Source organism: Pseudomonas sp. B26(2017), from assembly GCF_002113045.1.
GTDB lineage: Bacteria > Pseudomonadota > Gammaproteobacteria > Pseudomonadales > Pseudomonadaceae > Aquipseudomonas.
On the sequence record NZ_NEJJ01000020.1, the window covers coordinates 124,980 to 149,160 of the forward strand.

Annotated in this window: 19 protein-coding genes, 1 rRNA gene and 1 pseudogene; 10 read left to right on the forward strand and 11 right to left on the reverse strand. The window is 61.5% G+C overall.

Annotated features, from left to right (window positions below; translation table 11 throughout):
• Positions 1 to 88 precede the first annotated feature (88 nt).
• Positions 89 to 1,921 carry a gamma-glutamyltransferase gene (gene ggt, locus CAF79_RS25710; protein ID WP_085700910.1) on the forward strand — a complete coding sequence of 611 codons (1,833 nt, stop codon included), beginning with the start codon at positions 89 to 91 and terminating at the stop codon, positions 1,919 to 1,921.
• 90 nt (positions 1,922 to 2,011) lie between these two features.
• Here ggt and CAF79_RS25715 read toward each other — a convergent pair whose 3' ends face one another.
• The 4 genes and pseudogenes from CAF79_RS25715 to CAF79_RS25725 all read right to left on the reverse strand — a co-directional run bounded on the left by CAF79_RS25715 (position 2,012) and on the right by CAF79_RS25725 (position 5,446).
• Entirely contained in the window at positions 2,012 to 2,611 is a 600-nt protein-coding gene (locus CAF79_RS25715) for a flavin reductase family protein (RefSeq protein ID WP_085700911.1), read from the reverse strand.
• Positions 2,612 to 2,698: 87 nt separating this feature from the next.
• Entirely contained in the window at positions 2,699 to 3,130 is a 432-nt protein-coding gene (locus CAF79_RS29810) for a methyl-accepting chemotaxis protein (protein WP_371857323.1), read from the reverse strand.
• 156 nt (positions 3,131 to 3,286) lie between these two features.
• Positions 3,287 to 4,015: pseudogene (locus CAF79_RS29815) on the reverse strand (PAS domain-containing protein); the annotation flags it as partial.
• 117 nt (positions 4,016 to 4,132) lie between these two features.
• Entirely contained in the window at positions 4,133 to 5,446 is a 1,314-nt protein-coding gene (locus CAF79_RS25725; RefSeq protein WP_085700913.1) for an MFS transporter, read from the reverse strand.
• A 199-nt stretch (positions 5,447 to 5,645) separates the two neighbouring features.
• Here CAF79_RS25725 and CAF79_RS25730 point away from each other — a divergent pair, with 199 nt between their 5' ends.
• From CAF79_RS25730 to CAF79_RS25750, 5 genes are all read left to right on the forward strand, one after another.
• Positions 5,646 to 7,064 (forward strand): short-chain fatty acid transporter, encoded by a 1,419-nt coding sequence (locus CAF79_RS25730; RefSeq protein WP_085700914.1) that lies wholly within the window; start codon positions 5,646 to 5,648, stop codon positions 7,062 to 7,064.
• A 200-nt stretch (positions 7,065 to 7,264) separates the two neighbouring features.
• On the forward strand, positions 7,265 to 8,962 hold the full coding sequence (locus CAF79_RS25735) for a molecular chaperone HscC (RefSeq protein WP_085700915.1): 1,698 nt from the start codon (positions 7,265 to 7,267) through the stop codon (positions 8,960 to 8,962).
• 11 nt (positions 8,963 to 8,973) lie between these two features.
• The gene (locus tag CAF79_RS25740; protein WP_085700916.1) at positions 8,974 to 10,686 is read left to right on the forward strand and encodes a J domain-containing protein; all 1,713 of its coding nucleotides are present in this window, start codon (positions 8,974 to 8,976) and stop codon (positions 10,684 to 10,686) included.
• Positions 10,687 to 10,748: 62 nt separating this feature from the next.
• A complete protein-coding gene (locus CAF79_RS25745; protein WP_085700917.1) occupies positions 10,749 to 11,921 on the forward strand; it encodes a hypothetical protein in 1,173 nt (390 codons plus the stop codon).
• A 181-nt stretch (positions 11,922 to 12,102) separates the two neighbouring features.
• Complete coding sequence (locus tag CAF79_RS25750; RefSeq protein ID WP_085700918.1) at positions 12,103 to 12,630, forward strand: lysine methyltransferase; 528 nt, start codon at positions 12,103 to 12,105, stop codon at positions 12,628 to 12,630.
• Between the two features lie 8 nt (positions 12,631 to 12,638).
• Here the strand turns inward: CAF79_RS25750 and can are convergent, their stop codons facing one another.
• Complete coding sequence (gene can, locus CAF79_RS25755; RefSeq protein ID WP_007951756.1) at positions 12,639 to 13,283, reverse strand: carbonate dehydratase; 645 nt, start codon at positions 13,281 to 13,283, stop codon at positions 12,639 to 12,641.
• 142 nt (positions 13,284 to 13,425) lie between these two features.
• On the opposite strand from can, the gene CAF79_RS25760 reads away from it, so the two are divergent.
• Positions 13,426 to 13,830: a serine kinase/phosphatase gene (locus CAF79_RS25760; protein ID WP_085700919.1), complete on the forward strand. Its 405-nt coding sequence runs from the start codon at positions 13,426 to 13,428 to the stop codon at positions 13,828 to 13,830.
• Between the two features lie 125 nt (positions 13,831 to 13,955).
• On the opposite strand, the gene rimI is transcribed toward CAF79_RS25760, so the two are convergent.
• Both rimI and CAF79_RS25770 read right to left on the reverse strand, forming a co-directional pair.
• Positions 13,956 to 14,408 (reverse strand): ribosomal protein S18-alanine N-acetyltransferase, encoded by a 453-nt coding sequence (gene rimI / locus CAF79_RS25765; RefSeq protein WP_085700920.1) that lies wholly within the window; start codon positions 14,406 to 14,408, stop codon positions 13,956 to 13,958.
• A complete protein-coding gene (locus CAF79_RS25770; protein WP_085700921.1) occupies positions 14,401 to 15,147 on the reverse strand; it encodes an energy transducer TonB in 747 nt (248 codons plus the stop codon). Before CAF79_RS25770 ends, rimI begins: the two co-directional genes overlap by 8 nt.
• Before the next feature lie 231 nt (positions 15,148 to 15,378).
• Between CAF79_RS25770 and mksB the strand changes: the two genes are divergently transcribed.
• From mksB to mksF, 3 genes are read left to right on the forward strand one after another with little or no spacing between them, the layout of a single operon-like run.
• Positions 15,379 to 16,671: an Mks condensin complex protein MksB gene (gene mksB / locus CAF79_RS25775; RefSeq protein WP_170929660.1), complete on the forward strand. Its 1,293-nt coding sequence runs from the start codon at positions 15,379 to 15,381 to the stop codon at positions 16,669 to 16,671.
• Entirely contained in the window at positions 16,661 to 17,362 is a 702-nt protein-coding gene (gene mksE, locus CAF79_RS25780; RefSeq protein ID WP_007951764.1) for an Mks condensin complex protein MksE, read from the forward strand. The genes mksB and mksE overlap by 11 nt, the downstream gene beginning before the upstream one ends.
• A complete protein-coding gene (gene mksF, locus CAF79_RS25785) occupies positions 17,359 to 20,199 on the forward strand; it encodes an Mks condensin complex protein MksF (RefSeq protein ID WP_085700923.1) in 2,841 nt (946 codons plus the stop codon). Before mksE ends, mksF begins: the two co-directional genes overlap by 4 nt.
• 143 nt (positions 20,200 to 20,342) lie before the next feature.
• Here mksF and CAF79_RS25790 read toward each other — a convergent pair whose 3' ends face one another.
• From CAF79_RS25790 to rrf, 4 genes are all read right to left on the reverse strand, one after another.
• Positions 20,343 to 22,646 (reverse strand): PqiB family protein, encoded by a 2,304-nt coding sequence (locus CAF79_RS25790; RefSeq protein WP_085700924.1) that lies wholly within the window; start codon positions 22,644 to 22,646, stop codon positions 20,343 to 20,345.
• Positions 22,639 to 23,262, reverse strand: a complete 624-nt coding sequence (locus CAF79_RS25795; protein ID WP_007951771.1) for a paraquat-inducible protein A — start codon at positions 23,260 to 23,262, stop codon at positions 22,639 to 22,641. Before CAF79_RS25795 ends, CAF79_RS25790 begins: the two co-directional genes overlap by 8 nt.
• The gene (locus CAF79_RS25800) at positions 23,249 to 23,908 is read right to left on the reverse strand and encodes a paraquat-inducible protein A (protein WP_085700925.1); all 660 of its coding nucleotides are present in this window, start codon (positions 23,906 to 23,908) and stop codon (positions 23,249 to 23,251) included. Before CAF79_RS25800 ends, CAF79_RS25795 begins: the two co-directional genes overlap by 14 nt.
• A 149-nt stretch (positions 23,909 to 24,057) precedes the next feature.
• A 5S ribosomal RNA gene (gene rrf / locus CAF79_RS25805) occupies positions 24,058 to 24,173 on the reverse strand.
• Positions 24,174 to 24,181: the final 8 nt, after the last annotated feature.

The following is a 24,181-nucleotide window of genomic DNA, read 5'->3' on the forward strand; positions in this document are numbered from 1 at the left end:
ATGAAGGACAAAGATACCTGCGGTTTGCGTCGTACACGGTCGGCCGATACAGTCCGTCAGACTTTTATCCCACGGACGGAGAGCCCGCGTGTTTCCAGCCCTGCCCCTGAACCGTTTTCGCCTGCCCGCCCTGGCTCTGATCGTCAGCTCCATCGCCCTCACGGCCTGTAACGCACCGCCCTCCTCGACCCTGCCGCTGGCACCGGAAGCCGCCTCCGGTTACCGCACCGGCCTGCAAGCCAGCCACGCTGAAAAACACATGGCCGCCGCTGCCAATCCGCTGGCCGCCGAGGCCGGTCGCGAGATGTTGCGTCAGGGTGGTTCCGCCATCGATGCCGCCATCGCGATGCAAGCCGTGTTGACCCTAGTCGAGCCGCAGTCCTCCGGGATCGGCGGTGGCGCGATGATCGTGCTGTGGGACGGTAAACAGGTGCGCACCTACGACGGTCGCGAAACCGCACCGGCCGGCGCGACCGAGAAGCTGTTTCTTCAGGCCGACGGCAAACCGATGCCGTTCCCGCAGGCGCAGATCGGCGGACGCTCCGTCGGCACACCGGGCGTGATGCGAGCGCTGGAACTGGCGCACAAAAAGCACGGCCGTTTGCCGTGGGCGACGTTGTTCGAGCCGGCGATCAAACTGGCGGAACAGGGCTTTGCAATTTCCCCGCGCCTGCATTCGCTGCTGGAATCCGATCCGGTGATTCGCCGTTCGCCGGACATGGCCAGGTACTTTCTGAACAGCGACGGCAGCGTCAAGGCAGTCGGCACGCGATTGCAAAACCCGGCGCTGGCCGGCGTGCTCAAACGCATCGCCAATGAAGGTGCGGACGCGCTGTACAAAGGCCCGATCGCGGAAGAGATCGTGGCCAAGGTTCAGGGGCACGCCAACCCCGGTAGCCTGTCACTGACCGACCTTCAGCACTATCAGGCCAAGGAGCGCGCGCCCCTGTGCACCGACTACAAGCGCTGGCAGGTTTGCGGCATGCCGCCACCCTCATCGGGCGGGATTGCGGTGGCGCAGATTCTCGGCACCTTGCAGGCGCTGGAAACCCGCGATCCGCGCCTGTCCCTGACGCCGCTCAAGCCTGTGCAAACCGATAAACCCGCCGCTATCGAGCCCGCGCCGCAAGCCGTGCACCTGATCGCCGAAGCCGAACGTCTGGCCTACGCCGACCGCGCGCAATACGTAGCCGATACCGATTTCGTGCCGGTGCCGGTCAAAGGCCTGGTCGATCCGGGTTACCTGGCCAGCCGCGCCAGCCTGATCGGCGAACGCAGCATGGGCAGCGCCAAACCCGGCACACCGCCGGGCGTGGAAGTCGCCTACGCGCCGGATCGCTCGCCGCTGCGCATTTCCACCTCGCAAGTGGTCGCGGTGGATGACTTCGGTGGCGCCGTGTCGATGACCACCACCATCGAAGCAGCGTTCGGCTCGCACCTGATGGTTCAGGGCTTCTTGCTCAACAATCAGATGACCGACTTCTCATTCATTCCCGAAGAGAACGGACAGAAAGTCGCCAACCGCGTAGAGCCCGGCAAACGCCCTCGCTCGTCGATGGCACCGACCCTGATCTTTGATCGCAACAGCGGCGAATTCGTCGCCACCGTCGGCTCGCCCGGCGGCTCGCAGATCATCGAATACGTGGCCAAAACCACCGTCGGTCTGCTCGACTGGAACCTCGACCCGCAAAGCGCCATCAGCCTGCCCAACTTCGGCAGCCGCAACGGCCCCACCGAACTGGAACAGGGCCAGTTCAGCCCGACGCTGATCCAGGCACTCAAGGACAAGGGCCACGCTGTGAGCGAAATCGACATGACCAGCGGCACCCAGGCCATCGTGCGGGTCAAGGATGCCCAGGGAAATGCAACGCTGGCGGGTGGGGCAGATCCTCGGCGCGAAGGAGTAGCGTTAGGGGATTGAATTCCCTACCAGCCAACTGAAAAAGGCTTACCGAGAGGCAAGCCTTTTTTGTATTGCAACATCCGGCCATGACCTGTCATCAGGCGGCGCTCACACCGACAGCGTCTTGCCATCCACCGGATCGCCAATCGTCAGGAAGTGTCCACCGGCCACATGGTGCAGCGTGCGCAAGCCGTCATGCCCCTCGAAGTGCCAGCGTCCATCGCTGAAGACTCGCGAATCAGCCTGTGCCGCAATGACCTCGGCCAGGAACAGATCGTACTGTTCATGATTGCGCGGCTCCGGCAGCAACCGGCATTCGAGCCAGGCGACACAACCGTCCAGCATCGGTGCATCGACCTGCTCACCGGCGAAAGTCGGCAGGCCATAAGCCTGGAACTTGTCCCGCCCCTGATCCCGATTGATTTCAAGACCCGAAGTCGAACCCACGGTCTGCACGATGTCAGCCTGATTCACACAGGGAACGTTGAGAACAAAGGTGCCCGAGGCCTCGAGCAGTTGTCGGGTCCAGGTGGATTTGTCGAGGACTACCGCCACTTTCGGCGGATCGAAATCCAGCGGCATGGCCCACGCAGCGGCCATGATGTTGCGCTGCCCGTCATGGGCGGCACTGACCAGCACGGTCGGCCCGTGATTGAGCAGGCGGTAGGCTTTGTTCAGGGGAACCGGGCGACGGAAGGACTCGCGCATGGGATCTGCTCCGGGAAAAAGAGCCGATTGTAGCGGGATAGAAACAACGAAGGGATGACCGCGAACCATCCCTTCGCCCGACAGGCATCAGCTCGATAACTGGTTGGCGAACTGGCCGACCGCATCCACCACTTTCTGCGCGCCATCCTGAATCTCGACGATTACCGTACCCGCCTCCGCCGCCAGCGCCAACCCTTGTTCTGCCTGTTGCTTGCCGTCAGTCATCAGGGCCACGGCGTTGCGCGCCATGTCCTGGTTCTGGCGCACCACACCGACAATTTCTTCGGTCGCCTGACTGGTGCGCGAAGCCAGTTGCCGCACTTCGTCGGCCACCACCGCAAAGCCCCGGCCCTGCTCACCGGCGCGAGCGGCTTCGATGGCGGCGTTCAGCGCCAGCAGGTTGGTCTGTTCGGCAATGCCGCTGATGGTCTTGACGATGGTGCCGATCACCTGGGATTGCTCGTTCAGCGCCTCGATGCCCTCGCCGGCGGTCTGCATGTGTTTCGACAGATCGCGCATCACGTTGACTGCTTCAGTTACCACACGGGTGCCGCGCTGGGCGGTGCTGTCAGTTTGCAGGGACGTGCTGTAGGCGATGTTGGCGGCGTCGGCGACAGCCTGTTCCTGATTGACCTGATCGGTGATCACCGTGGCGAACTTCACCACTTTGTAGAGTTTTTCGTTGGCGTCGAGCACCGGGTTATAGGACGCCTCCAGCCAGACCGTCCGACCATGGCTGTCGACCCGCTTGAAACGGCCGGCGACGAATTCGCCGTTGTTCAGGCGACGCCAGAAATTCTGGTACTCGGCGCTGTTGTACTCCTCCGGCTCACAGAACTGGCGGTGATGTTTGCCCTGGATCTGCGCCAGGCTGTAACCCATGCCCTGGAGGAACCGGTCGTTGGCAGTCAGCACATTTCCGCTGAGGTCGAACTCGATCACGGCGGTCGAACGCACCAGCGCGCCGATCAGGTTCTCGTGTTCGCGGGAGGCCTCGATGGTGCGGGTCAGGTCGCTGGAGAAAATCGAGAAATGCTTGATCCGGCCATCCGATGAACGAATCGGCTGGGCGATCGAACGCAACCACGCCTCTTCGCCATTACCGCGGGAAAGTCGCACAGCGCCGGCGAAATGCTCGCCACGGGTCAAAGCGGCCTTGAAGCGGTGATGAAAATCGTCGGACTTCACATGGGCCGGCACGATGTCTTCGATCGCTCGGCCAATCAGGTCCTGGCTCTTGTAGAACATTTCACTGAGGAAATTCTGGTTGACCGACTGAATCCGTCCGTCGGGCTCAAGGGTAAGCACCAGCATCTCGCTTTCCAGGCTTTCCTTCACTTGCAGAAGGCTGGAGAGTTCTTCACGAAGAGCCGCCAGCTCTTGCTTCAGGCGTTTGTTGAACATGGGAAAGCACCGATGGACTGGATGGATAGCGGATATGCAGCCTAACCATCGGCCTTGGAAATCTTTTCTGAAGAGCGCTTGAGGCTTGTCCTACAAAAATAGTTACGCCTCGACAAATCAGGCAGTGCCGGCCACCGGACACTGTTCTGCGCGCGGCATGCGCGAACCGAAATACGCCGCAGTGAAGACGCCCACCGCGCCCATCGCTGTGCAGAACATCACACAGATCCAAGGGCTCCATGGCATCAGACCGATCAGCAGCAACGGTGTGACACTGGCCCAGGCGGCGTAGGCAATGTTGTAGGTGAAGGAGATCCCGGAAACGCGGATCCGCGCCGGGAACAGGCTGACCATCACCGACGGCACCGCACCGACCACGCCACAGCACAACCCGGCGATGGCATAGGCCAGACCGACCCAATCCCCACCGCTGATCAGGCAGGTGTAAAGCAGGCCGATCCCCAGCGGCAGCAGCAGGCTGTAGAGCATGACCGTGCGCCAGGCACCGATGCGATCCACCAGTCGTCCGGCAATCACGCAGCCGATGTTCAGAAAGACGATGCCCAGCGCACTTAACGCGAAGGTGTGGCCGGCAGTCATGCCGAAGGTTTTCTGCATCATCGTCGGGGTAATGACCACGAACACCACCACTGCCGAGGTCAGCACGCAGGTCAGGAGCATGGCCGGCAACATGGCCAGGCGATGGTCGCGCAGCACAGTGCGCAGCGGCAGTTCGACCCGCGCCTCGCGCTGCGCCTCCATGGCCATGAACACCGGGGTTTCGCTCAGCCAGCGGCGCAGCCAGACGCCGATCACGCCGAATACACCGCCCAGCAGAAACGGATAACGCCATGCGTAATCCAGCACCTCAGCCGGTGTGAACACCTGCGCAAGAAAGGTCGCGGTCAACGCGCCGATCAGATAACCGAAGGTCAGCCCGGCCTGCAGAAAGCCCAACGCATAACCGCGATGCCCGGCCGGCGCGTGCTCGGCGACGAACACCCAGGCGCTCGGCACTTCACCGCCCACCGCCGCGCCTTGCAGGATGCGCAGCGCCAGCAGCAACAGCGGTGCGAAATAGCCGATCTGCGCGTAGGTCGGCATGATCCCGATCAGCAGGCACGGCAGCGCCATCATCAGGATGCTCAGGCTGAAAACTTTCTTGCGCCCCAGCCGGTCGGCGAAATGCGCCATCAGGATTCCACCCAGCGGGCGCGCCAGATAGCCGGTGACAAAGATCCCGAAACTTTGCAGCAGGCGCAGCCACTCAGGCATTTCCGGCGGGAAGAACAGCTGGCTGAGGGTCAGGGCGAAGAACACGAAAATGATGAAATCGTAGATCTCCAGCGCCCCGCCCAGTGCCGCAAGGCCGAGGGTCTTGTAGTCGGAACGGCTGAACGGCGCCGGTCGGGCAGTGGAATGGGCAGTCATGGCAAAGAACTCTGGCAGGCAAAAAACCAAGGCGCCCATGGTCTACGCAAACGGTCCGCCGGACAACCCGTTAGACCATAGTCTGATTCAGTGAAACACGGTCACAAAAATCCGCCGGTTGATTTACTGTTGGCACCTGTCCAGACGGGCCGGCCAAGCCCCGAAGACCACAATAAACATAAAAATCCGAGGTACTCCCGTGGCCGTTGATATCGAAGATAGCCGCTCTGCGCGCTTTGCCTTGCGCTGCTCCAGTTTTGCCGAACGCTGGTTTCCCGACTCCTGGGTGTTCGCCGCACTTGCCGTGATCATCGTCGCACTGGCCACCCTGGCCATGGGCGCCAAGCCCACCGATGCCGCCATGGCCTTCGGCGACGGTTTCTGGAGCCTGATCCCCTTCACCATGCAGATGGCCTTCGTGGTGATCGGCGGTTACGTGGTGGCCAGCTCGCCGCCCGCGGTGAAACTGATCGATCGCCTGGCGCGGATCCCGAAGAACGGTCGCTCGGCCGTGGCCTGGGTCGCCCTGATCTCGATGGTCGCGTCCTTGTTGAACTGGGGCCTGTCGCTGGTGTTCGGCGGTTTGCTGGTCCGCGCCCTCGCCCGCCGCACCGATCTGAAAATGGACTACCGCGCCGCCGGTGCCGCCGCCTACCTTGGCCTCGGCGCCGTGTGGGCGCTGGGCCTGTCGTCGTCCGCCGCGCAGTTGCAGGCCAACCCGGCCAGCCTGCCGCCGTCGATCCTGTCGATCACCGGGGTGATCCCGTTCACCCAGACGATTTTCCTCTGGCAGTCGGGGGTGATGCTGCTGGCACTGATCGTGATTTCGATCATCATCGCCTACGCCACCGCGCCCGGCCCGAACTCGGCGCGTGACGCCAGGGCCTGCGGCATCGATCCGGCCTTCAACCTGCCGCCGCTGCAACCGCGCACCCGGCCCGGCGAATGGCTGGAGCACAGCCCGCTGCTGATCATCCTGTTGGTGCTGCTGGCGGCCGGTTGGCTGTTCCACGAGTTCTCGACCAAACCTGCCATCACCGCGATTTCCGGGCTCAATACCTATAACTTCCTGTTCATCATGCTCGGCGCGTTGCTGCACTGGCGCCCGCGCAGTTTCCTCGATGCAGTGTCGCGCGCCGTGCCGACCACCACCGGGGTGCTGATCCAGTTCCCGCTGTACGGCTCGATTGCCGCGCTGATGACCACGGTCAAGGGCACCGATGCCCAGACCCTGGCCCATCACATCTCGACGTTCTTCGTCAGCATCGCTTCCCACGACACCTATGCGTTGCTGATGGGCGTGTACTCGGCGATTCTCGGTTTCTTCATTCCGTCCGGTGGCGGCAAGTGGATCATCGAGGCGCCATACGTGATGCAGGTGGCCAACGATCTCAACTATCACCTCGGCTGGGCGGTGCAGATCTACAACGCCGCCGAAGCCCTGCCGAACCTGATCAACCCGTTCTACATGCTGCCGCTGCTGGGCGTGCTGGGGCTGAAGGCGCGGGATCTGATCGGTTTCTCGTTTGTGCAATTACTCGTGCATACGCCGCTGGTATTGGTACTGCTGTGGGCGCTGGGTACGACGCTTTCGTATCTGCCGCCCGTCATGCCGTAAACGATGACGACAGGACGCCGGCTCCGGCGCCCTGTCTTTCCTTCGACAAAAACGACCCGAACGATCTCTCCTGCGGTTGCCTGTCGCAAATAATGGCTCAGAGCCATCATCTTTCTTTACCGCGCCACTGCCTCGGTAATATTCTTGCGCGCCCCATATCTGTTTCATTTTTTGTCTGAGCGCAAAGGGAGTTCGTTGCAATGATCGTCGGGATTGACCTGGGAACCACCAACAGCCTTGTTGCCGTATGGCGCGGCGATGCCACTGAGTTGGTGCCCAACGCCCTGGGGCAGTTTCTGACACCCAGCGTGGTGGGCCTGGACGATCAGGGCCGGATTCTGGTCGGGCAAGCCGCCCGCGAACGCCTGCACACTCATCCGCGCCTGACTGCGTCGCTGTTCAAACGCCATATGGGCAGTGCGACGGAGGTCTACCTCGGGGATAAAAAATTCCGTCCCGAAGAGCTGTCGGCGCTGGTGCTCAAGAGCCTGAAAGAAGACGTCGAGCGCACCTACGGCCAGACCGTCACGGAAGCCGTGATCAGCGTGCCGGCCTATTTCAGCGACGCCCAGCGCAAGGCCACGCGCATCGCCGGTGAACTGGCGGGCCTGAAAGTCGAAAAGCTGATCAACGAACCCACCGCCGCCGCACTCGCCTACGGCCTGCACCAACGGGACAAGGAAACGTCGTTCCTGGTGTTCGACCTGGGTGGCGGCACGTTCGACGTGTCGATTCTCGAACTCTTCGAGGGCGTCATGGAAGTGCGCGCCAGCGCCGGTGACAACTTCCTCGGCGGCGAGGATTTCGACAATGTGCTGCTCGAGCACTTTATCGATCAGCATCGCAACGTCTCGGACTTCCCCGAGCGCTCCACCATCCTCCAGCCGCTGCGCCGCGAAGCCGAGCGCGTACGCCGCGCACTGGGCCAGGACGCCAGCACCGAATTCAGATTGCAGGTCGGCGAAAAGCAATGGACGCAGACCATCACTCAGGCGCAGATGGCGACGTTGTACATGCCGCTGCTCGAACGCCTGCGCGCGCCGATCGAACGGGCCCTGCGGGACGCACGCATCCGCGTCAGCGACCTCGATGAGATCCTGCTGGTCGGCGGCACCACCCGCATGCCGCTGGTGCGCAAACTTGCCGCCGGGCTGTTCGGCCGTTTCCCGTCGATCAGCCTCGATCCGGATCAGGTCGTGGCTCAGGGCGCCGCGATTCAGGCAGCACTCAAGGCCCGTTCGGCCGCGCTGGAAGAAGTGGTGCTCACCGATGTCTGTTCCTACACCCTGGGGATCGAGACTTCCACGCAGGTCGGTCGCCAGTATGAAAGCGGTCACTACTTGCCGATCATCGAACGCAACAGCATCGTCCCGGTCAGCCGGGTGAAAACCGTGCAGACCCTTCACGACAACCAGGAACAGGTCGTCGTGAAGATCTTTCAGGGCGAAAGCCGCCTGGTCAAAGACAACGTGGCGCTCGGCCAACTGGACATCAAGGTGCCCAAGCGCAAGGCCGGCGAAGTCGAGCTGGATGTGCGCTTCACCTACGACAACAACGGCTTGCTCGAAGCCCAGGTCAGCATTCCCCTGACCGGTCAGCAACACTCGCTGGTCATCGAGAACAACCCCGGCGTGCTGACGCCCGAGGAGATCCAGCAGCGCCTGCAAGCCCTGGCGCAACTGAAGATCCATCCGCGCGAGCAGCAGGTGAACACTCTGCTCAGTGCACGGTTGGAACGTCTCTATCAGGAAAGCCTGGGTGACCTGCGCGATCAGATCGGCTACTGGGCCAAGCAATTCCAGCAGGCGCTGGATTCCCAGGACGAGCGGCAGATCCGTGAAACCCGTACCGAACTGAGCAAACAGTTGAGCGCCCTCGACCGTAACCCTTGGCAGTAAGGAAGCACGACATGGAATGCTGGTCTGTCCTGCAACTGCCCGAGGACGCCGGGCTGCGTGATATCAAGCGCAGCTATGCGCGCCTGCTGAAAGTCTTTCGGCCCGATGAGGATGCCGCAGGTTTTCAGCGCCTGCGCGAAGCCTATGAGCGCGCGCTGTCGATTGCCCAATGGCGCCTTGAAAACGAGGAGACCGAGGAGCACGGCGACGTCATGCTGGCTCCGGGGATCGCCGCGCTGGCGGTACAAGAGCAGTCCATGGCTCAGCCACTGCAGAAGACCGGAACCGATGCGTGGGATTACCCTTCGCCGCCATTCGAACCGGTGACCCCGGCCGCGCCCGAAGCACCGCTCGAGTCGCCGGTCTTGCGGGTACAGCCCCTGAATCCGGAGCCTGTGGAGCCGACCGTTGATCCGGCCGTTGAAGCCGCGTCGCAATTGCTGAACGGCCTCTCGGACACCAATCTGGACCAACGCTGGGAGCAAGCGCGCCAGCAGGATTGTGCGCAAGCGTTCCAGACACTGTTGCTGACGTTGTGCTTCGACCATCCCGCCCTGCGCCTTTCGATTGCCCGTTGGGCAGTGCAGCACCTCGGATGGCTGGGCCCGTGGCAGGAGATCGTGATCGGCGACGGGCAGCGCGGCATTCTTGCCACCGAGTTGCTGATGGACTACCGGCAATCGCTGGAGGCATTGCTCGCCTCGCAGAACGAGCGTGAATTTCTCGCGCAGCTCAAGACTTATACGGCCCAACCCTGGCTCCAGGTGTTCGACCGTCGGGAACACTGGCAGCAGATCATCCTGCAACTGCTGCAGGACACGGAATGGAGCGTGCCGCTGTTCGACCGTGTGTCCCAACTGTTCGGCTGGGACGACACCAAGGGCATTCATCCGCAACCGGACTGGCTCTGGCAGGCGCTGATTGAGCGCTGCAACCAGGAAAGCCTCTACGACACCCTGTGCGCCCGGGCCGAAGATCAGCGCAACGGGTCGCCCGACGCGCTCGCCGCGCGGATGCTGATCAGCCCGATGAAGCCGCGGCAACAGAAAGACATGACCGACCGGTTCATTCCGGCTGACTGGCAGGCCTGCCAGCAACTGTCGGAAACCCTCAAGTGGCGCTTCCCCGACCTGCTCGCCCGTTTGCCGTACGCCGACGTTTTCTACTGGCGACGGTTCTTGCCACGCTACATCGCCGCCGAAACCTGGTTACGGTCATGGGCTGCGATTGCGCTGGCGCTGTGGCTGTTCTATCTGCCTGCCGAGCACAAGACCACGGCCATGAGCATCGTCATTCCCCTGGCCTTCGCCTGTGTTCCTGTCTGGTTTTTCCGGATCGGCTTGAGTTATTGGTTTCTGATCAGCGCCCATTTGATCGTTCAGGATCTGTGGTTGACCGAAAGGATCATTCCACGCCGATGGAACCCTGATACACGCTGGCTCGTGCTGCGCCATGGCCTGCCGCAAGCCGTCATGATCCTGCTGTTCTCGGTCATGCTCGGAGGTCTGGGAGCCTTCACCTATATCGGGGTGATCCTGATCGGGCTCTGGCACAAGCGGCGCATCGGTACGCTCGACCCGGAGTTCAGCGACAAGCACCCTTGGCTGACCGCGCTGCATTGGGCGCATTTCAGCCCGCTGCAACTGCTGTTTCTGGTGGTCATGACCGGCGTGATTCTCGCCAGTCAGCTCGGTTATTCGCTGAAACTCCTGTTCCCCGGCTAGGCTAGATGCGGGCCGGATTGCCCCTCCACCAAGGTTTTACCCTCGCTGAAAAGGATCTGAGCATGTTGAAACTTGCAGGCCTCACCCTCGCGGCGCTCACGTTGAGCGCCGCCGCCCACGCCGATGTCGACCTGAAACTGGGCAGCACCGAGCGCGTTACCCGTCTCTTCGCCTACCCCAACAATTGCAGCGTGATCTGCTTTCGCAACTGGACGCTGGAGCAGACCGTCGCCCATTACCTGAGCCAGAGCGTGCAGCGCGACGGCTACACCAACGCCAAAGTGCTGGTGAAAAACGACAACGATCAGCTCTACGCCGAAATCAGCGGCGTACCGAAGGGCTACGACAAACCGCTGACCGCGCTGCTGGACGCCGGCGACCTGGCCTATAACGGCGCCAGCAAACTCAACGCCGACGGCAAATGGGCGTACAGCTGGTACCTGTTCCTGCCACTCGGCATGGCTCTGGAAAACCGCAAAAGTGTCGAGCTGCTGCACTTCCCGCCGGATTACTCGCTGACCCAGGCCCAGGATTACCTGCGCTCGAACACCACCGACCGCTGGGCCGCGCTGCTGACCGACAATGGCATCCCCGCCGATCAGACGCCGGCTTACCAGACCATCATCGACATCGCCCCGATCGCCGCGCCCGCCAGCGCCGGCAAGGATCTGGAAGGCGTGTACGACTACTTCAAGGATTACCAGACCACCATGGTCAAGCAGGTCAGCCAGAACGCCAGCGGCGCCGTGCTGCCAATGGTTGCCTTTGGTGCGCCGGTGCGTAACTGGATCAAGCAGCAATACGGGCCGACCGTGAATGTACTGGGTCTGGCAACCATCAGCCCGAGCGCGGGCGTGAACGTGCCGGTGCTGGGTTCCAACCACCCGAGCTACATCTGGTACGCCGCCGATCCGAGCAACTACACCGGCGACGATGCCCAGGCCAAGGCCGATGCAGCCGGTCTGAAGGTGATGGGACAAGATTTGAGCGCCGCCTGCTGGCAGGCCGGAATGGGCAGCAAACCCGGCACCGATCCCAAGACCCTGCTCAACAGCTGCACCCAGACCTGGCAAGTGACACAGAAAGCCAAGACCTGCGAGCTGTTCTACACCACGATCCGCAACCAGACCGTGGCACAAGCGGACAAGACCTGCTCGACCGCACCGATCAAATCCCAGCTGCAACAGCTGAAAAGCCCGCTGCCGGACATGGCCGCGCCCGCCGCCCATCTCTGAACGGACATGTGGTGCTCCCGTGTCAGTCCTGGCTGACGCGGGAAAGCGTCTATTTCGACTGTCAGATCTGACAGTAGACCGCTGGGGTAATTTGCAGGATCTTGGATCCAATCAGCGTGTTGCAGGACTGACAGGACGTCAGCCGACGGAAGTCGCGACACCGAAGCCAACAGGGACCGTTATGAACACATACGCATTACCGGGCAAACCGGCACGCGATACCGAAGGCATTTATCCTTTTGCCGGACTCCCCGTCCGCCTCGGATTTCCGTCGAAGCAGGATTTCCAGATTGTTCACGACCCCGAAGGGGTGGCCACCGCTGTCATAGCGTGCCGGGCATTCCTGCGAATCACCCGAATGTGTCGGGTTTCAGGCCAACTGCTGCCTTATCGCTGTCGGCAGACCCGGCAGATGCTGGCCGGTATCCATCTCTACGATCCGCGCTTTTGCGGCGCGTTCGAGCATTGCTGCGACCCGAACACCTTTCTCGACATGAGCGAGTTATGGGTGTGGGCCCTGCGAGATATTGTCGAGGGAGAACGGCTGACGGTGGACTACACCGCCACCGAAGACAAACTGCTGCGCCAGTTCGCCTGCGGTTGCGGGTCCTCGCGCTGCCGTGGGTGGATCACCGGTTACGACGAATCACCCAATCTTGAAGGCCAGCGCTATCTGCTGAGCTGGCGGCGTCGGCAAGGTTTACGCTGAACGACCGATCAAGGCGCGCCGACCGGGCGCAAGCGGTATTGCGGCGGCAATTGCTCGAAACCGCTGATCGTGGTGTTCAGGCTCTTCCAGCGACCATCCTTGATGCCGTAGATGCAGCCGTGGATCGACAGGCTCTGCCCGCGATGCCAGGCGTTCTGGATGATGCTGGTGTGGGCGACGTTGGCCACTTGCTGGATCACATTGAGCTCGCACAGACGATCGACCTGTTCTTCTTCGGTCGGCAGCTTGGCCAGTTCTTCGCGTTTTTCGTAGTACAGGTCGCGGATCGAACGCAGCCAGCCGTCGATCAGGCCGAACTGGCGATCCTGCATCGACGCCCGCACACCGCCGCAGCCGTAGTGTCCGGTCACCAGGATGTGTTTGACCTTGAGCACGTCCACCGCGTACTGGATCACCGACAGGCAGTTGAGGTCGGTGTGCAGCACCACGTTGGCGACGTTGCGGTGAACGAACAGATCGCCCGGCAGCATGCCGACGATTTCGTTGGCCGGCACCCGCGCGTCGGAGCAGCCGATCCACAGATATTCCGGTGTCTGCTGGCGGGCCAGCTTGGCGAAGAAATCCGGGTCTTCCTTGGTGATCGCGTCAGCCCAACGCTCGTTGTTATCAATCAGGTCTTGTAAGTCATGCATGCTGTAAGGCCTCAAGAAAGATGCGCTGGTATGACAGTCGACCGCCGGTCGGGGTCACTCCGGAATCAAGGGTGATTTGCTTTGAATTTCTGGTGCGCCCGGTGAGTCCATCCCAGTAAGGCCCACAGTATGAGGAATTGCCATGACTGATACACGACGTCCCTTCGATGCGGTGCAACCGGAGCCCATCGATGATAACGAAGACCGCATGGGTTCAGTGCATGAGCTGGACTTCGACGACGAACAGCCCAGCGCAAAGATCGGCGAGGAACTGCCCGAGCGCGAGCGCGAACAGTTGTTGCCCCGTGAGCGTGTGCGCGAAGCGGGTCTCACCGGGGCATCGACCGCCGACCATGAGCCCACCGACGATGACCTGAGCCCGGAAACCCTGATTCGTGAGGACGGTGCCCGGGATGCCCAGGAGCTCGGCGGCGACAATCAGGCCGATTGGGATCTGAGCGTGGTCGACGAGGACGACATCGGCGGCGGCAACGGACTGGATGAGGCGGAGCTGGCGCGCCGCGATCCGCTGGATCGCAAGCGTTGATTTGTATTGCCTGACAGGACGCCATCGCGGGCAAGCCCGCTCCCACAGAGATCCGGGTCGTACTCAAATTATGTATACGACACTAAAACCTGTGGGAGCGGGCTTGCCCGCGATGCTTCAACGTTTCAATTGACCAGCGTGCAGGCCATGACCACGGCATCTTCACGCCCGCCGACCGCCGGGTAGTAATCCCGGCGCCGGCCGATCTCGTTGAAGCCGTAGCGTTCGTACAGGCGAAAGGCTGACGTGTTGCTGTCGCGCACTTCCAGGAAACATTCCCGGGCATCGGCCGCGTAGGCGCGGGACATCAGGTATTCGAGCAGGGTCAGCCCCAGTCCGCGCCCCTGGTTTTCCGGCTTGACCGTGATGTTGAGCAAGTGCGCCTCATCGAGGATGATCTGCACCACCCCGTGTCCCACTTGCTGCTCACCTTCGAACATCAGCCAGATCTGGTACTTGCCCAGGCCGTCGAGAAAAATCCCGCGGGTCCACGGATGGCTGTACGCGGCGTATTCAATCTTCAGCACAGCGTCCAGATCCGCCTCGGTCATCGGGCGAAACGATACAGCGTCACTCATTCGATTCTTTCCAGCGCGCCATCAGCCGACGCATGGCTTGCCACACGGCGGCCTTGCGCTGTGGCTCTTCCATCAACAATTCCAGCCCCGGCACCGCCCACGCCAGGCCAAGACCCTCGATCTGCAACTCACGGTTGAACGCCTCGGCATCCGCTTCACCGGCAAAGCGCACCGCCGGCAGGCCGATCAGCCACAGGCAGGCGCACGGCGCCGCCTCCATCTGCACCGACAGGAAACCCTGGACGAAATCCCGGGCCGCTTCCGGGCCCTGATCCATCGTGCCGCGGTTCAGCCATGGCCAACGCACCGGCTCACCGACAATCTGCGGCGCGTCCGGCAGACCGGCGGCACGCAGCATGTCCTTAAGTAACAGATAGGCAGGATCGCGGGACTGGAAAGCTTCGCCTGTGGGTAACTCCACCAGTAGCAGGCAACGGCCGGCGCGCAGCAATTGCAGGGCAAACCGCGGTGGCGGCACCGGTGCCGGCCTGGACACCACAGGTGTTTCGTCGACTTCTTCGACCGGTTTGGCGCCCGTGCGGGGACTGGCCGGCGAAGGTCGCGCAATCTCGATCTTCGGCCGTTCGACCGGACGCGCGGCCGGCTGCACCGGCGCTTCGACCGGGGTTGCCGGGATCTGCGGCGCGGCAACTTCGGGCTCGGGCATGTCCAGCAGCTCGGGCCGCGACGGGGCGGCAAAGGGCAATTCGGTGCGCGGCAGCCAGTTGACCACCTGCATGGCGTTCAAATAGGCGCGGCGGCGGGACTCGATTAGCAAGGGTCGGCCACTTGTGGATAACTGAAGTGCGCCGATTCTACCGCCGTTCGCTCAAGATCGCGCGCTGTTGATCGATAGTCTTGACCGATAACTTGACGCAAAGAAAAGCGACAGCCCGTCCCGAGAGTGAATCGCATCCTTCGTGATGCAGTACAATCGCGGCTTTTAATCGCCAACCAGCCGGCCATTCCGATGATCGAACCCAAGCGCGTCTTGCGCGCCCTCGCTGAACACTGGGCACTTCTGGAGCCACTGTGCGAGCACTTCGACCAGGGCACCCTGAGCCTAAACGAACTGCGCACGCAACTGGCCGCCCAACAACTGGACAGCACGCCGCAGGACATCACCAGCCTGCTTGACGTGTGGATCCGCCTCGACATTCTGGTTCCCGTGGCGAAAAGCCCGAACCGTTTCGAGCTCAATGCGCAGATCCACGATTTCCTGGCCTACCTGCGCCGCGAGCACCGTCTGGGCCTGTGCCTGGAGATCGAAGCCTATCTGCGCCACCTCGAGCGTCTGGCCGGTTATATCCAGGATGCGTTCGACGTCCGTGACGGCAATGATCTGGCCCGTCAGTTGCGCCTGCTCGACATGCGCGTGCGCGACGTTCTGAAGAAACTCGATAACGACGAACAGGCGCTGGTGGCCGTGGCCGAACGGGCCAAGACCAGCGACCGACAGATTCCGCTGCGTCAGCGTTACGCTGAAGTACTGGCGACCTGGGACGAATACGTCGAGCCAATGATCGATCTGGTGAACGCCGACGGCGCCTTCGAACAAGGCGTGCGCAAGGTCGAAACTGTGCTGCTGAAGATGCTTAGCGAACAGCAGCGCCTCGGCCATCTGGTCGATGACGACATGCTGCTGCGTACTCACGCGCGCATCCTGGAGATGCAGACCAGCGCCCAGTTGACCCTGCGCCACGCCCGGGAACTGCTGCTGCCGCTGCGTGAAGAAGCGCGCCGACACAACGCCGTGACCCGTGGTGCTGCTCTGGCGCTGGCGGCGATCCGCCGCAAAGGCATCGACGCCGTGCCGCAAGCCGCGATGCCGCTGTTCACCCGGCCGCAAAGCACCTTCCTCGGCAGCGCCAGTCAGGTTGAAGCCTACGTCTACGCCCTGGCCCGTTTCGAGCCGAAACCGGCGCGCTTCCCCAAGGCGCACAAGTCGCAAAAGACCGGCGATGCGCCGCGTGCACCGCGCACCGTGCGCGAAATGGTCGACCGTTGCGAAGAGTCCCTGCCAATGCCGGATCTGATGACCTGGCTGCTGGAGCAGGAGCCGGACGGCGCGACCGACGAATTGCTTTACTGGTTCTCGCGCCTGTCGCGGGAAAAACGCTTCAAGCGCGAGCGTCTGGAACGCCGCGAATACCACACTCAGGAGCACCAGGTCAGTCTGCGCTCCTTCGCCCTGCTCTCGGCCGGCGACGCCACCGAGGATTCTGCGAGCACCCTCTCTGCAGGTACGTCTAATGCATCTTGATCTTTCCGAACTGTCGCAACTGGCGCCGATCTTCCGCGAGTTGTTCAAGGGTTACCACGTCAGCCGCCGTGATCCTGAGCTGTATGCACAACTGTCGAATTTCCAGGACCAGTACCGCACGCTGTTCAAGGCACTGGGTTTCGAACTGGTCTGCGACACCCGTGGTTTCTACTACTTCGTGCCGGACATGGCTGCCGCAGCGGTGAACAAGACCGCTCAGCGTCTGGCGCTGTTCACTTTCATCCTCGTCGAGCATCTGGCCGATCAGGGCCGCGATCCGATCGCCGTGCTCGACGGCGGCAGCCTCGGCCGCGAAGAACTGCCATCGCTGCTGGAAAAGTACCGCGACCTGTTCATCCAAGCCGAAGTGCAGACCGTTGAAGAGCTGGAAGAAAAGATCATGCGCCGCATGACCCAGCTCGGCTTCGCCAGCGAGGAAAACGGCGTGTACCGTTTCCTGCCGCCGATGCACCGTTTCCTCGACGTGTGCCTGTCGGTGCAGCAGGACCGTGATCTGGCGGCCAGCGTCCACAGCGTTCTGCCGCTGCCGGCACCGGTGCTGATCGACGAAGCCGCCGAGGCCAAATTTCTCGCCACCGACGACCCGCTCGATCTTTCCGAATTTGAGGAAGAGAGCGAAGAAGACGCACTGGCCCGCGCCATTGCCGAAGAACAGGAGTCCGACGCATGAGCCAGGAACGCTACGGCATCCGCCGCTTTGCCCTTTTGAACACCGCCGGTTACAGCCTCGGCCTGTTCCCGCTGGAAGAACCACTGTCGGTCTACGGCGCGAACAACCTCGGTAAATCCGCCTCGATCAACGCCTTGCAGTTCCCGATCCTGGCGCGCATGTCGGACATGAGTTTCGGCAAGTACAGCCTGGAACAATCCCGGCGGTTCTACTTTGCATCCGACACCAGCTATATCCTCGTCGAAGTGAACCTGCCTCACGGCCCGCACGTGATTGGTGTGGTCGGCCGCGGCCCGGGCGGCGGTTTCGGGCACCAGTTCTTTGCCTACGCCGGCAAGCTGGATCTGGCGCATTACCAGAAAAACGACACCTGCCTGCGTCAGAAAGAACTGTTCAGCAACCTTGAGAAGGAAGGCCTGAAAGCCTACGAGCTCAAGCCTGATGAACTGCGTCGTTTGCTGGTGGGCGGTCACACGTCGATCCCGCTGGATCTGACCCTGATTCCACTGCGCTCCACCAGCGAGCAGAGTCTGAAGACCTTCCGCGCACTGTTCATCAACCTGTTGCACATGCGCGAAATCACCGCAGCCAAGCTCAAGCAGCTGTTCCTCGATGCCTTCGAACACAGCCTGCGTTCCGGCAGCGTCGACTACATCGCGGCGTGCGAAGAAGCCTTCCGCGATGTGCGTCGCATGGAACAGGACTACAACTCGCTGGTGGCCGCCGGCCCGTTGGTCGAAGCCTTGGCCAACGGCGTGAAACAGCGCGACGTGCTGCGCGGCAAGTTGCATCGCCTGTCGCCGCTGCTCGACTCACTGCTCGGCACGTGGTCGGACTACGCCACGGCCCGCAAGGAAGAGCTGACGATTCAGGCCGAACACTACCGCCGCGAGCAGGACGACCTGCAAAACGATCAGCGGGGTGGCACTCAGGAACTGATGCGTCTGGAACGGGAAATCTCCGGCATCCAGCGCTGGCTTGGCGAACTGTCGGTACTGAAAAACCGCTTTGCGCTGGTCGATGACGTCAAGGTGCTGGAGCAGCAACTGCTGGCGGCCAAGGACGCTCACGACGAACTGGCCGGTGCACTGGCGCAGTCCCGTCAGTTCAGCGCCGAGGATCTGGAGGAACGTCTTCGCGATCTGGAAAAACGCCTGAAGTCGGTGAAGCAGCAACTCGATCACGCCGACAACAACAGCTACGCGCGCCTGCGCGAAGAGTTCTCGCAGCAGGACGTCGAACGTCTGATGCGCCTGTTCAACAGCGCGCTGTTCAGCCTGCCGCTGGGCGAACATGGCATCACCCTCGACGAGGATGGCGAATGGGTGAAGTCGGTCGAGCTGATCCTCGACGGTTTCAAGGGCGAGCGTTTCGAAGTGCCGGGCCTGTCGATCGACATCTCGCACATCGAGCCGCCGGCGCTGCAAGCGCTGGCCGACCGCGCCGCGCTGCGCGATCAGAAAGAACGCCTGGAAAAAGAGCTCAAGCAGCTCAAGACCCAACAAGCCGTAGCCGCCGACCGCGCTGCGAGCAAGACCCAGACCGAGGCGCTGTACCAGCAGGTACTGGATGCGCAGAAGGCGCTGGAAGACTTCCGTCGCACCCAGACCTTGAGCGCCGAAGAAGGCGACAAGCTCGAGCAACTGGCGCAGATGGAGGCCGCGCAGGACGAACTCAAACGCTCCAGCGATGCGTTCACCGAGCGCGTCCAGCAACTGTCGGCCAAGCTGCAACTGGTCGGCCGGCAGATCGCCGACATGGAAGCCAAGCAACGCACCCTCGACGACGCCCTGCGTCGCCGTCAGCTGTTGCCGGCAGACCTGCCGTTCGGTACGCCGTTCATGGATCCGGTCGACGATTCGATGGACAACCTGCTGCCGCTGCTCAACGACTATCAGGACAGCTGGCAAGGCCTGCTGCGTGCCGACGGTCAGATTGAAGCGCTTTACGCACAGGTGCGCCTTAAGGGCGTGGCCAAGTTCGACAGCGAAGACGACATGGAGCGCCGCCTGTCGTTGCTGATCAACGCTTACGCGCACCGTACCGACGAAGCCCTGACCCTCGGCAAGGCCCGTCGTGCAGCCGTGACCGATATTGCCCGAACCCTGCGCAACATCCGCAGCGACTACGACAGCCTCGAGCACCAACTGGCGCTGTTCAACCGCGAGATCAACAAGCGTCAGGTGTCCAACCTGCAGAGCTTCCGCATCGTGCTCGCACCGAACAAGGAAGCCCTCAAGCACATCGACCAGATCATCCACAGCGCCGGTCAGTACGAAGAAGGCGAAACCCTGTCGGTGTTCGACCTGAGCCAAAGCGCGGAACAGGACAACAAGAACGAAGAGGCCAAGGAATACCTGGCACGGCTGGTGGCGGCGAACCACAACCAGCTCGGCCTCAAGGACTTGTTCGAACTGGCGTTCGAGATCACCAAGGTCAACGGCCAGCCGGTGATCCACACCGACATCGACGGCGCGGCGTCCAACGGCACCACGATGACCATCAAGGCGCTGACCAACATGTACTTGTTGCTGCACTTGATGGACCGCGACCTGGCCGGCCGCGTGCGTCTGCCGTACTACCTCGACGAGGCGGCGGACATCGACGAGAAGAACCAGGCCGCCCTGCTGGAAACCAGCCTGCAACTGGGCTTCGTGCCGATTCTGGCGAGCGTGAAGCCGCAGGTCTGCGCCAGTGTCGCCATCGACCTGGAAGGTGGCAGCGGCCCGGCCGGCATCTACATCGACGAGGCGGACTGGAAGTACATCCGTCGCCACGATGTGGTGAAGGCCACGATCAACGTCGACGCGGACGAGCCGGAGCTGGATGCGGTTTGATGCGTAACTGACGGGTACAAAAAAGGGCCGCGATCCATTGGATCGCGGCCTTTTTTATGTCTTGGAATTTTGTGCTGAATGACAGGGCCTCTTCGCGGGCAAGCCCGCGAAGGCGCCCTCAACAACGCCCCATATTTCCCGGATTATTTACCGAGGGGGATTTTCGGCGCCCAGTTCAGCCACTCGTCTTCGAACTTGTCGAACAGCGGGAAGGTTTGTTCGGCGCGGGCCGGATTGCCCATCTTCTCGCCGTCCGGGGTGGCGAAGGCGATACCGCCCTGAATCACTGTTTCAAGCGACTCGGTGCGCATGGTCACGCCTTTGAACAAGCCGATATCGAAACCGACGCCGCTGGTGTTCCAGAAGCGACTGCCGCTGCGCACCAGTGGCGCGTACTTCGGTTCGATCAGGATGTGCACCAGTACGCGATCCGCTGTCTGGCCCAGTTCGTAGCCGGTGACTTTGCCCACGGTGATCTCGCGGTAGGTGACCGGCACACCCGGTTTCAGCGAGCCACGACGAGCAGCGCTCAATACCAGACTCAAACCAGCCTCTTGCTTGGTCACCTCCGGTGGATTGGCAAGGGCCACGAAGTTCTTCTGCGGGCCGAGGTTCTTGGCCGCCGGTTGCACTTCGATGTACTGGCCGGTAACCAGGGTCTCCAGGTTCGAGGTCTTGATCAGCCCCAACTCCGGTTTGACCACCCAGAACTGACTGCCGACCCGGGCGATCTTCTCCGGCACTTCAGTGATGCGCGCGGTGAGGATCACCGATTGCAGATCATCGGTCAGGTCGACACTTTCAATCTTGCCGACGTCCAGACCTTTGAAGCGAACCGGTGTGCCGCTGCGCAGACCGTCCGCGCGATCGACCTTGATGGTGACGACAGCGCCTTTCTGATTCGCTTCGTCGTGGCTGGCGAACAGACGGAAGCGTGGAATGCGTTTTTGCAGCGGCGCCTTGGCTTGCGGCGTTTCGAAGGCGATGCCGCCGGCCATCAGGGTCTGCAACGATTCACTCTTGACCTGAATGCCGCCCGTCAGACCGCCAGTCAGCGTGACGCCGCTGACGTTCCAGAACCGGGTCGAGGCGTTGACCAGGTTTTCGTATTCCTTCTCGATGTGGACGCCGATCACCAGTTGCTTGCGGGTCTTGGAGAACTGATAGCTCTGCACCGAACCGACCTTGACCTGCTTGTAGAGAATCGGGCTGCCGACATCGATCGAACCGAGGGTGTCGGTGAACAGCACAAGGTGCAGCCCGGGTGCGCGCAGATCCAGCGGCGGTGCTTTTGGCCGGGCCTCGAACTCACGTTGTGGCGCACCACCCTTGTCGCCCGGACGGACCGCGATGTAGTTACCTTTGACCAACGCTTCCAGACCGGTGATGCCTGCCAGTGAGATCGAAGGTTTGACCACCCAGAATTGCGTGCCGGTGACCAGATAGTCTTCGGCCAGCGGATCGAGGGTCAGCTCGGCGGTTGCGCTGGACAGGTCCGGATCGATCTTCAGCGCTTTCAGGTTACCGACCTGAATGCCCTTGTACATCACCGGGGTACGCCCGGCCTGCAGGCCTTCGAAATCGCTGAGTTTGACCTTCACACGGATGCCGGCGGCGGCCGCGTCGAAGTCTTCATAGAGACGAAACGGCAGGCTCGGATCGGTGGGCGGGCTGTCCTTGCGGTTCTCCGGGGTGGCGAAGGCGATACCGCCGGCGACGATACTGGCAAGAGATTCGCTGCGCACTTTCACGCCGGACAGGTTGGCGTCGATGCTGATGCCGCTGGCGTTCCAGAAACGGGTGTGTTTGCGCACCAGTTTGGCGTAAGTCGGTTCGATGAATACCTTGAGCTCGACCGTGCTCTGGTCTTCCGACAGCACATAACTTTTGATCTGACCGACTTTGATCTGTTTGTAGAAAACCGGGCTGCCACGATTCAACGAACCGAGGCGATCGGCCTTGATGGTCAAGTGCAGGCCGGGCTTGGAATCCGATAGCGGTGGCTCTTCGGCCAGGGCCTTGAACTTGCGAGTCGGCTCGCCTTCGCCGGGGCTGATGGCGACGTAGTTACCCGAAACCAGAGTTTCCAGACCGGTGATCCCGGCCAGGGTCACGCTTGGCTTGACCAGCCAGAATCGGGTGCTGGTCTTGAGGTACTGATCGACATCCTTGTTCATCTCGATGGTCGCGATGACACCTTTGGAGTTGCCTTCATCATCGAGCTTGAGGGCTTTCACCTTGCCGACCGGCATGCCTTTGTAGACCACTTCGGTCTTGTTGGCCTGAATGCCTTCACCACTTTCAAAACGCACCTGAATCTCGATGCCGGTTTCGGTATAGGCACGCCAGCCGAGCCAGCCACCGATAATCAGGGCGATCAGGGGCAACACCCAGATGGCGGACCAGTTCGAAGCCGGTCGGGTTTTCGCTACAGGCAAATCAGTCATGGTCGGCGTCCGACTCCGTGTTATCCCAAATCAGTCGGGGATCGAAAGTGACAGCGGCGAGCATCGTCAGAATCACCACACTGGCGAAGGCGATGGCGCCAAGATTGGCTTCGACGCTGGCAAGCCGGCCGAAGTTGACGACCGCCACCAGAATGGCGATCACGAAAATATCGAGCATCGACCAGCGACCGATGAACTCGATGAAGCGGTACATCCAGATCCGCTGACGGGCGGACAAGGGCTGGCGACGCTGCACAGAAAACAGTAGCAGCGCGATGCCCACCAGTTTGAACGTCGGCACCAGAATACTGGCGATGAATACCACGGCGGCGATCGGAATCATGCCGTGCTGCACCAGCTGGATGACACCGGACATGATCGTGCTCGGATCACCCTGGCCCAGTGAGCTGACCGTCATGATCGGCAATACGTTGGCCGGGATGTAGATAATTGCGGCCGTGATCAGCAGCGCCCAGGTTCGCGCGAGACTATTGGGCCGCCGGGCGTGAACCAGCGCACCGCATCGAGTGCAGGTCTGCACATCGCTGTCGGTATCCTGCCTGTTCAGTTCGTGGCATTCGGTACAGATCAGAATGCCTGCATCAATCGCCCGCATGGGCATCTTCTCCTGATAACGCCTGCCAGATCTGGTGCGGCGACATCACCACTTCGAGCCAGACCTGAACCAGTAACAAGCCGATGAAACACACCAGACCGAGGCCCACGGTGATAGCTGCCATGTCCGCCAGTTTGACGATTGCGACCAGGACGCCCATCAGGTAGACCTCGAGCATGCCCCAGTCTTTGAGGTGGTGATAAATGCGGTAGAGCAGCAGGCCATAACTGCGTCCGGTGTTGAAACGGATCGTCAGCAACACAATCAATTGGCACAGCAGTTTCAGCAGCGGAATCGCCATGCTGCAAAGGAATACCACCACTGAAACACCGCGCATATCGGTGTTGAAAAGACCGATCACACCGCTCCAGACAGTGTCCTGCGACGATTGCCCGAGAAGATTGAGCTGCATGATGGGTAAAAAGTTCGCCGGCACGTAGAGCAACAACGCGGCAATGACCAGGGCGAGACTGCGCTGCACCACGTTATGACGGTGAGCGTACAGTTCGTAACCGCAGCGTGGACAGAGAGCTTTTTCGCCGTGAGCAAGCTTGGGCTTGCGCATCAGCAGATCGCACTCATGGCAGGCCACCAAGTCATCCAGCGGTAAATCTGACAGCCCGGGGGCGTCAACCGAATCCGACATAAGGGCTCTGACTCCGAAAAAGTTGGGATCTATTCTAGTGTTCTGATTCGAAAATAACTGTGCAAATTTGTTCGCTGACGCGAGCAAAAACTTTCCTGCGGGCAAAACAAAACCCCAACTGCTTTCGCAATTGGGGTTTCGGAATTTAATCTTGACGATGACCTACTCTCACATGGGGAAACCCCACACTACCATCGGCGATGCATCGTTTCACTTCTGAGTTCGGGATGGGATCAGGTGGTTCCAACGCTCTATGGTCGTCAAGAAATTCGG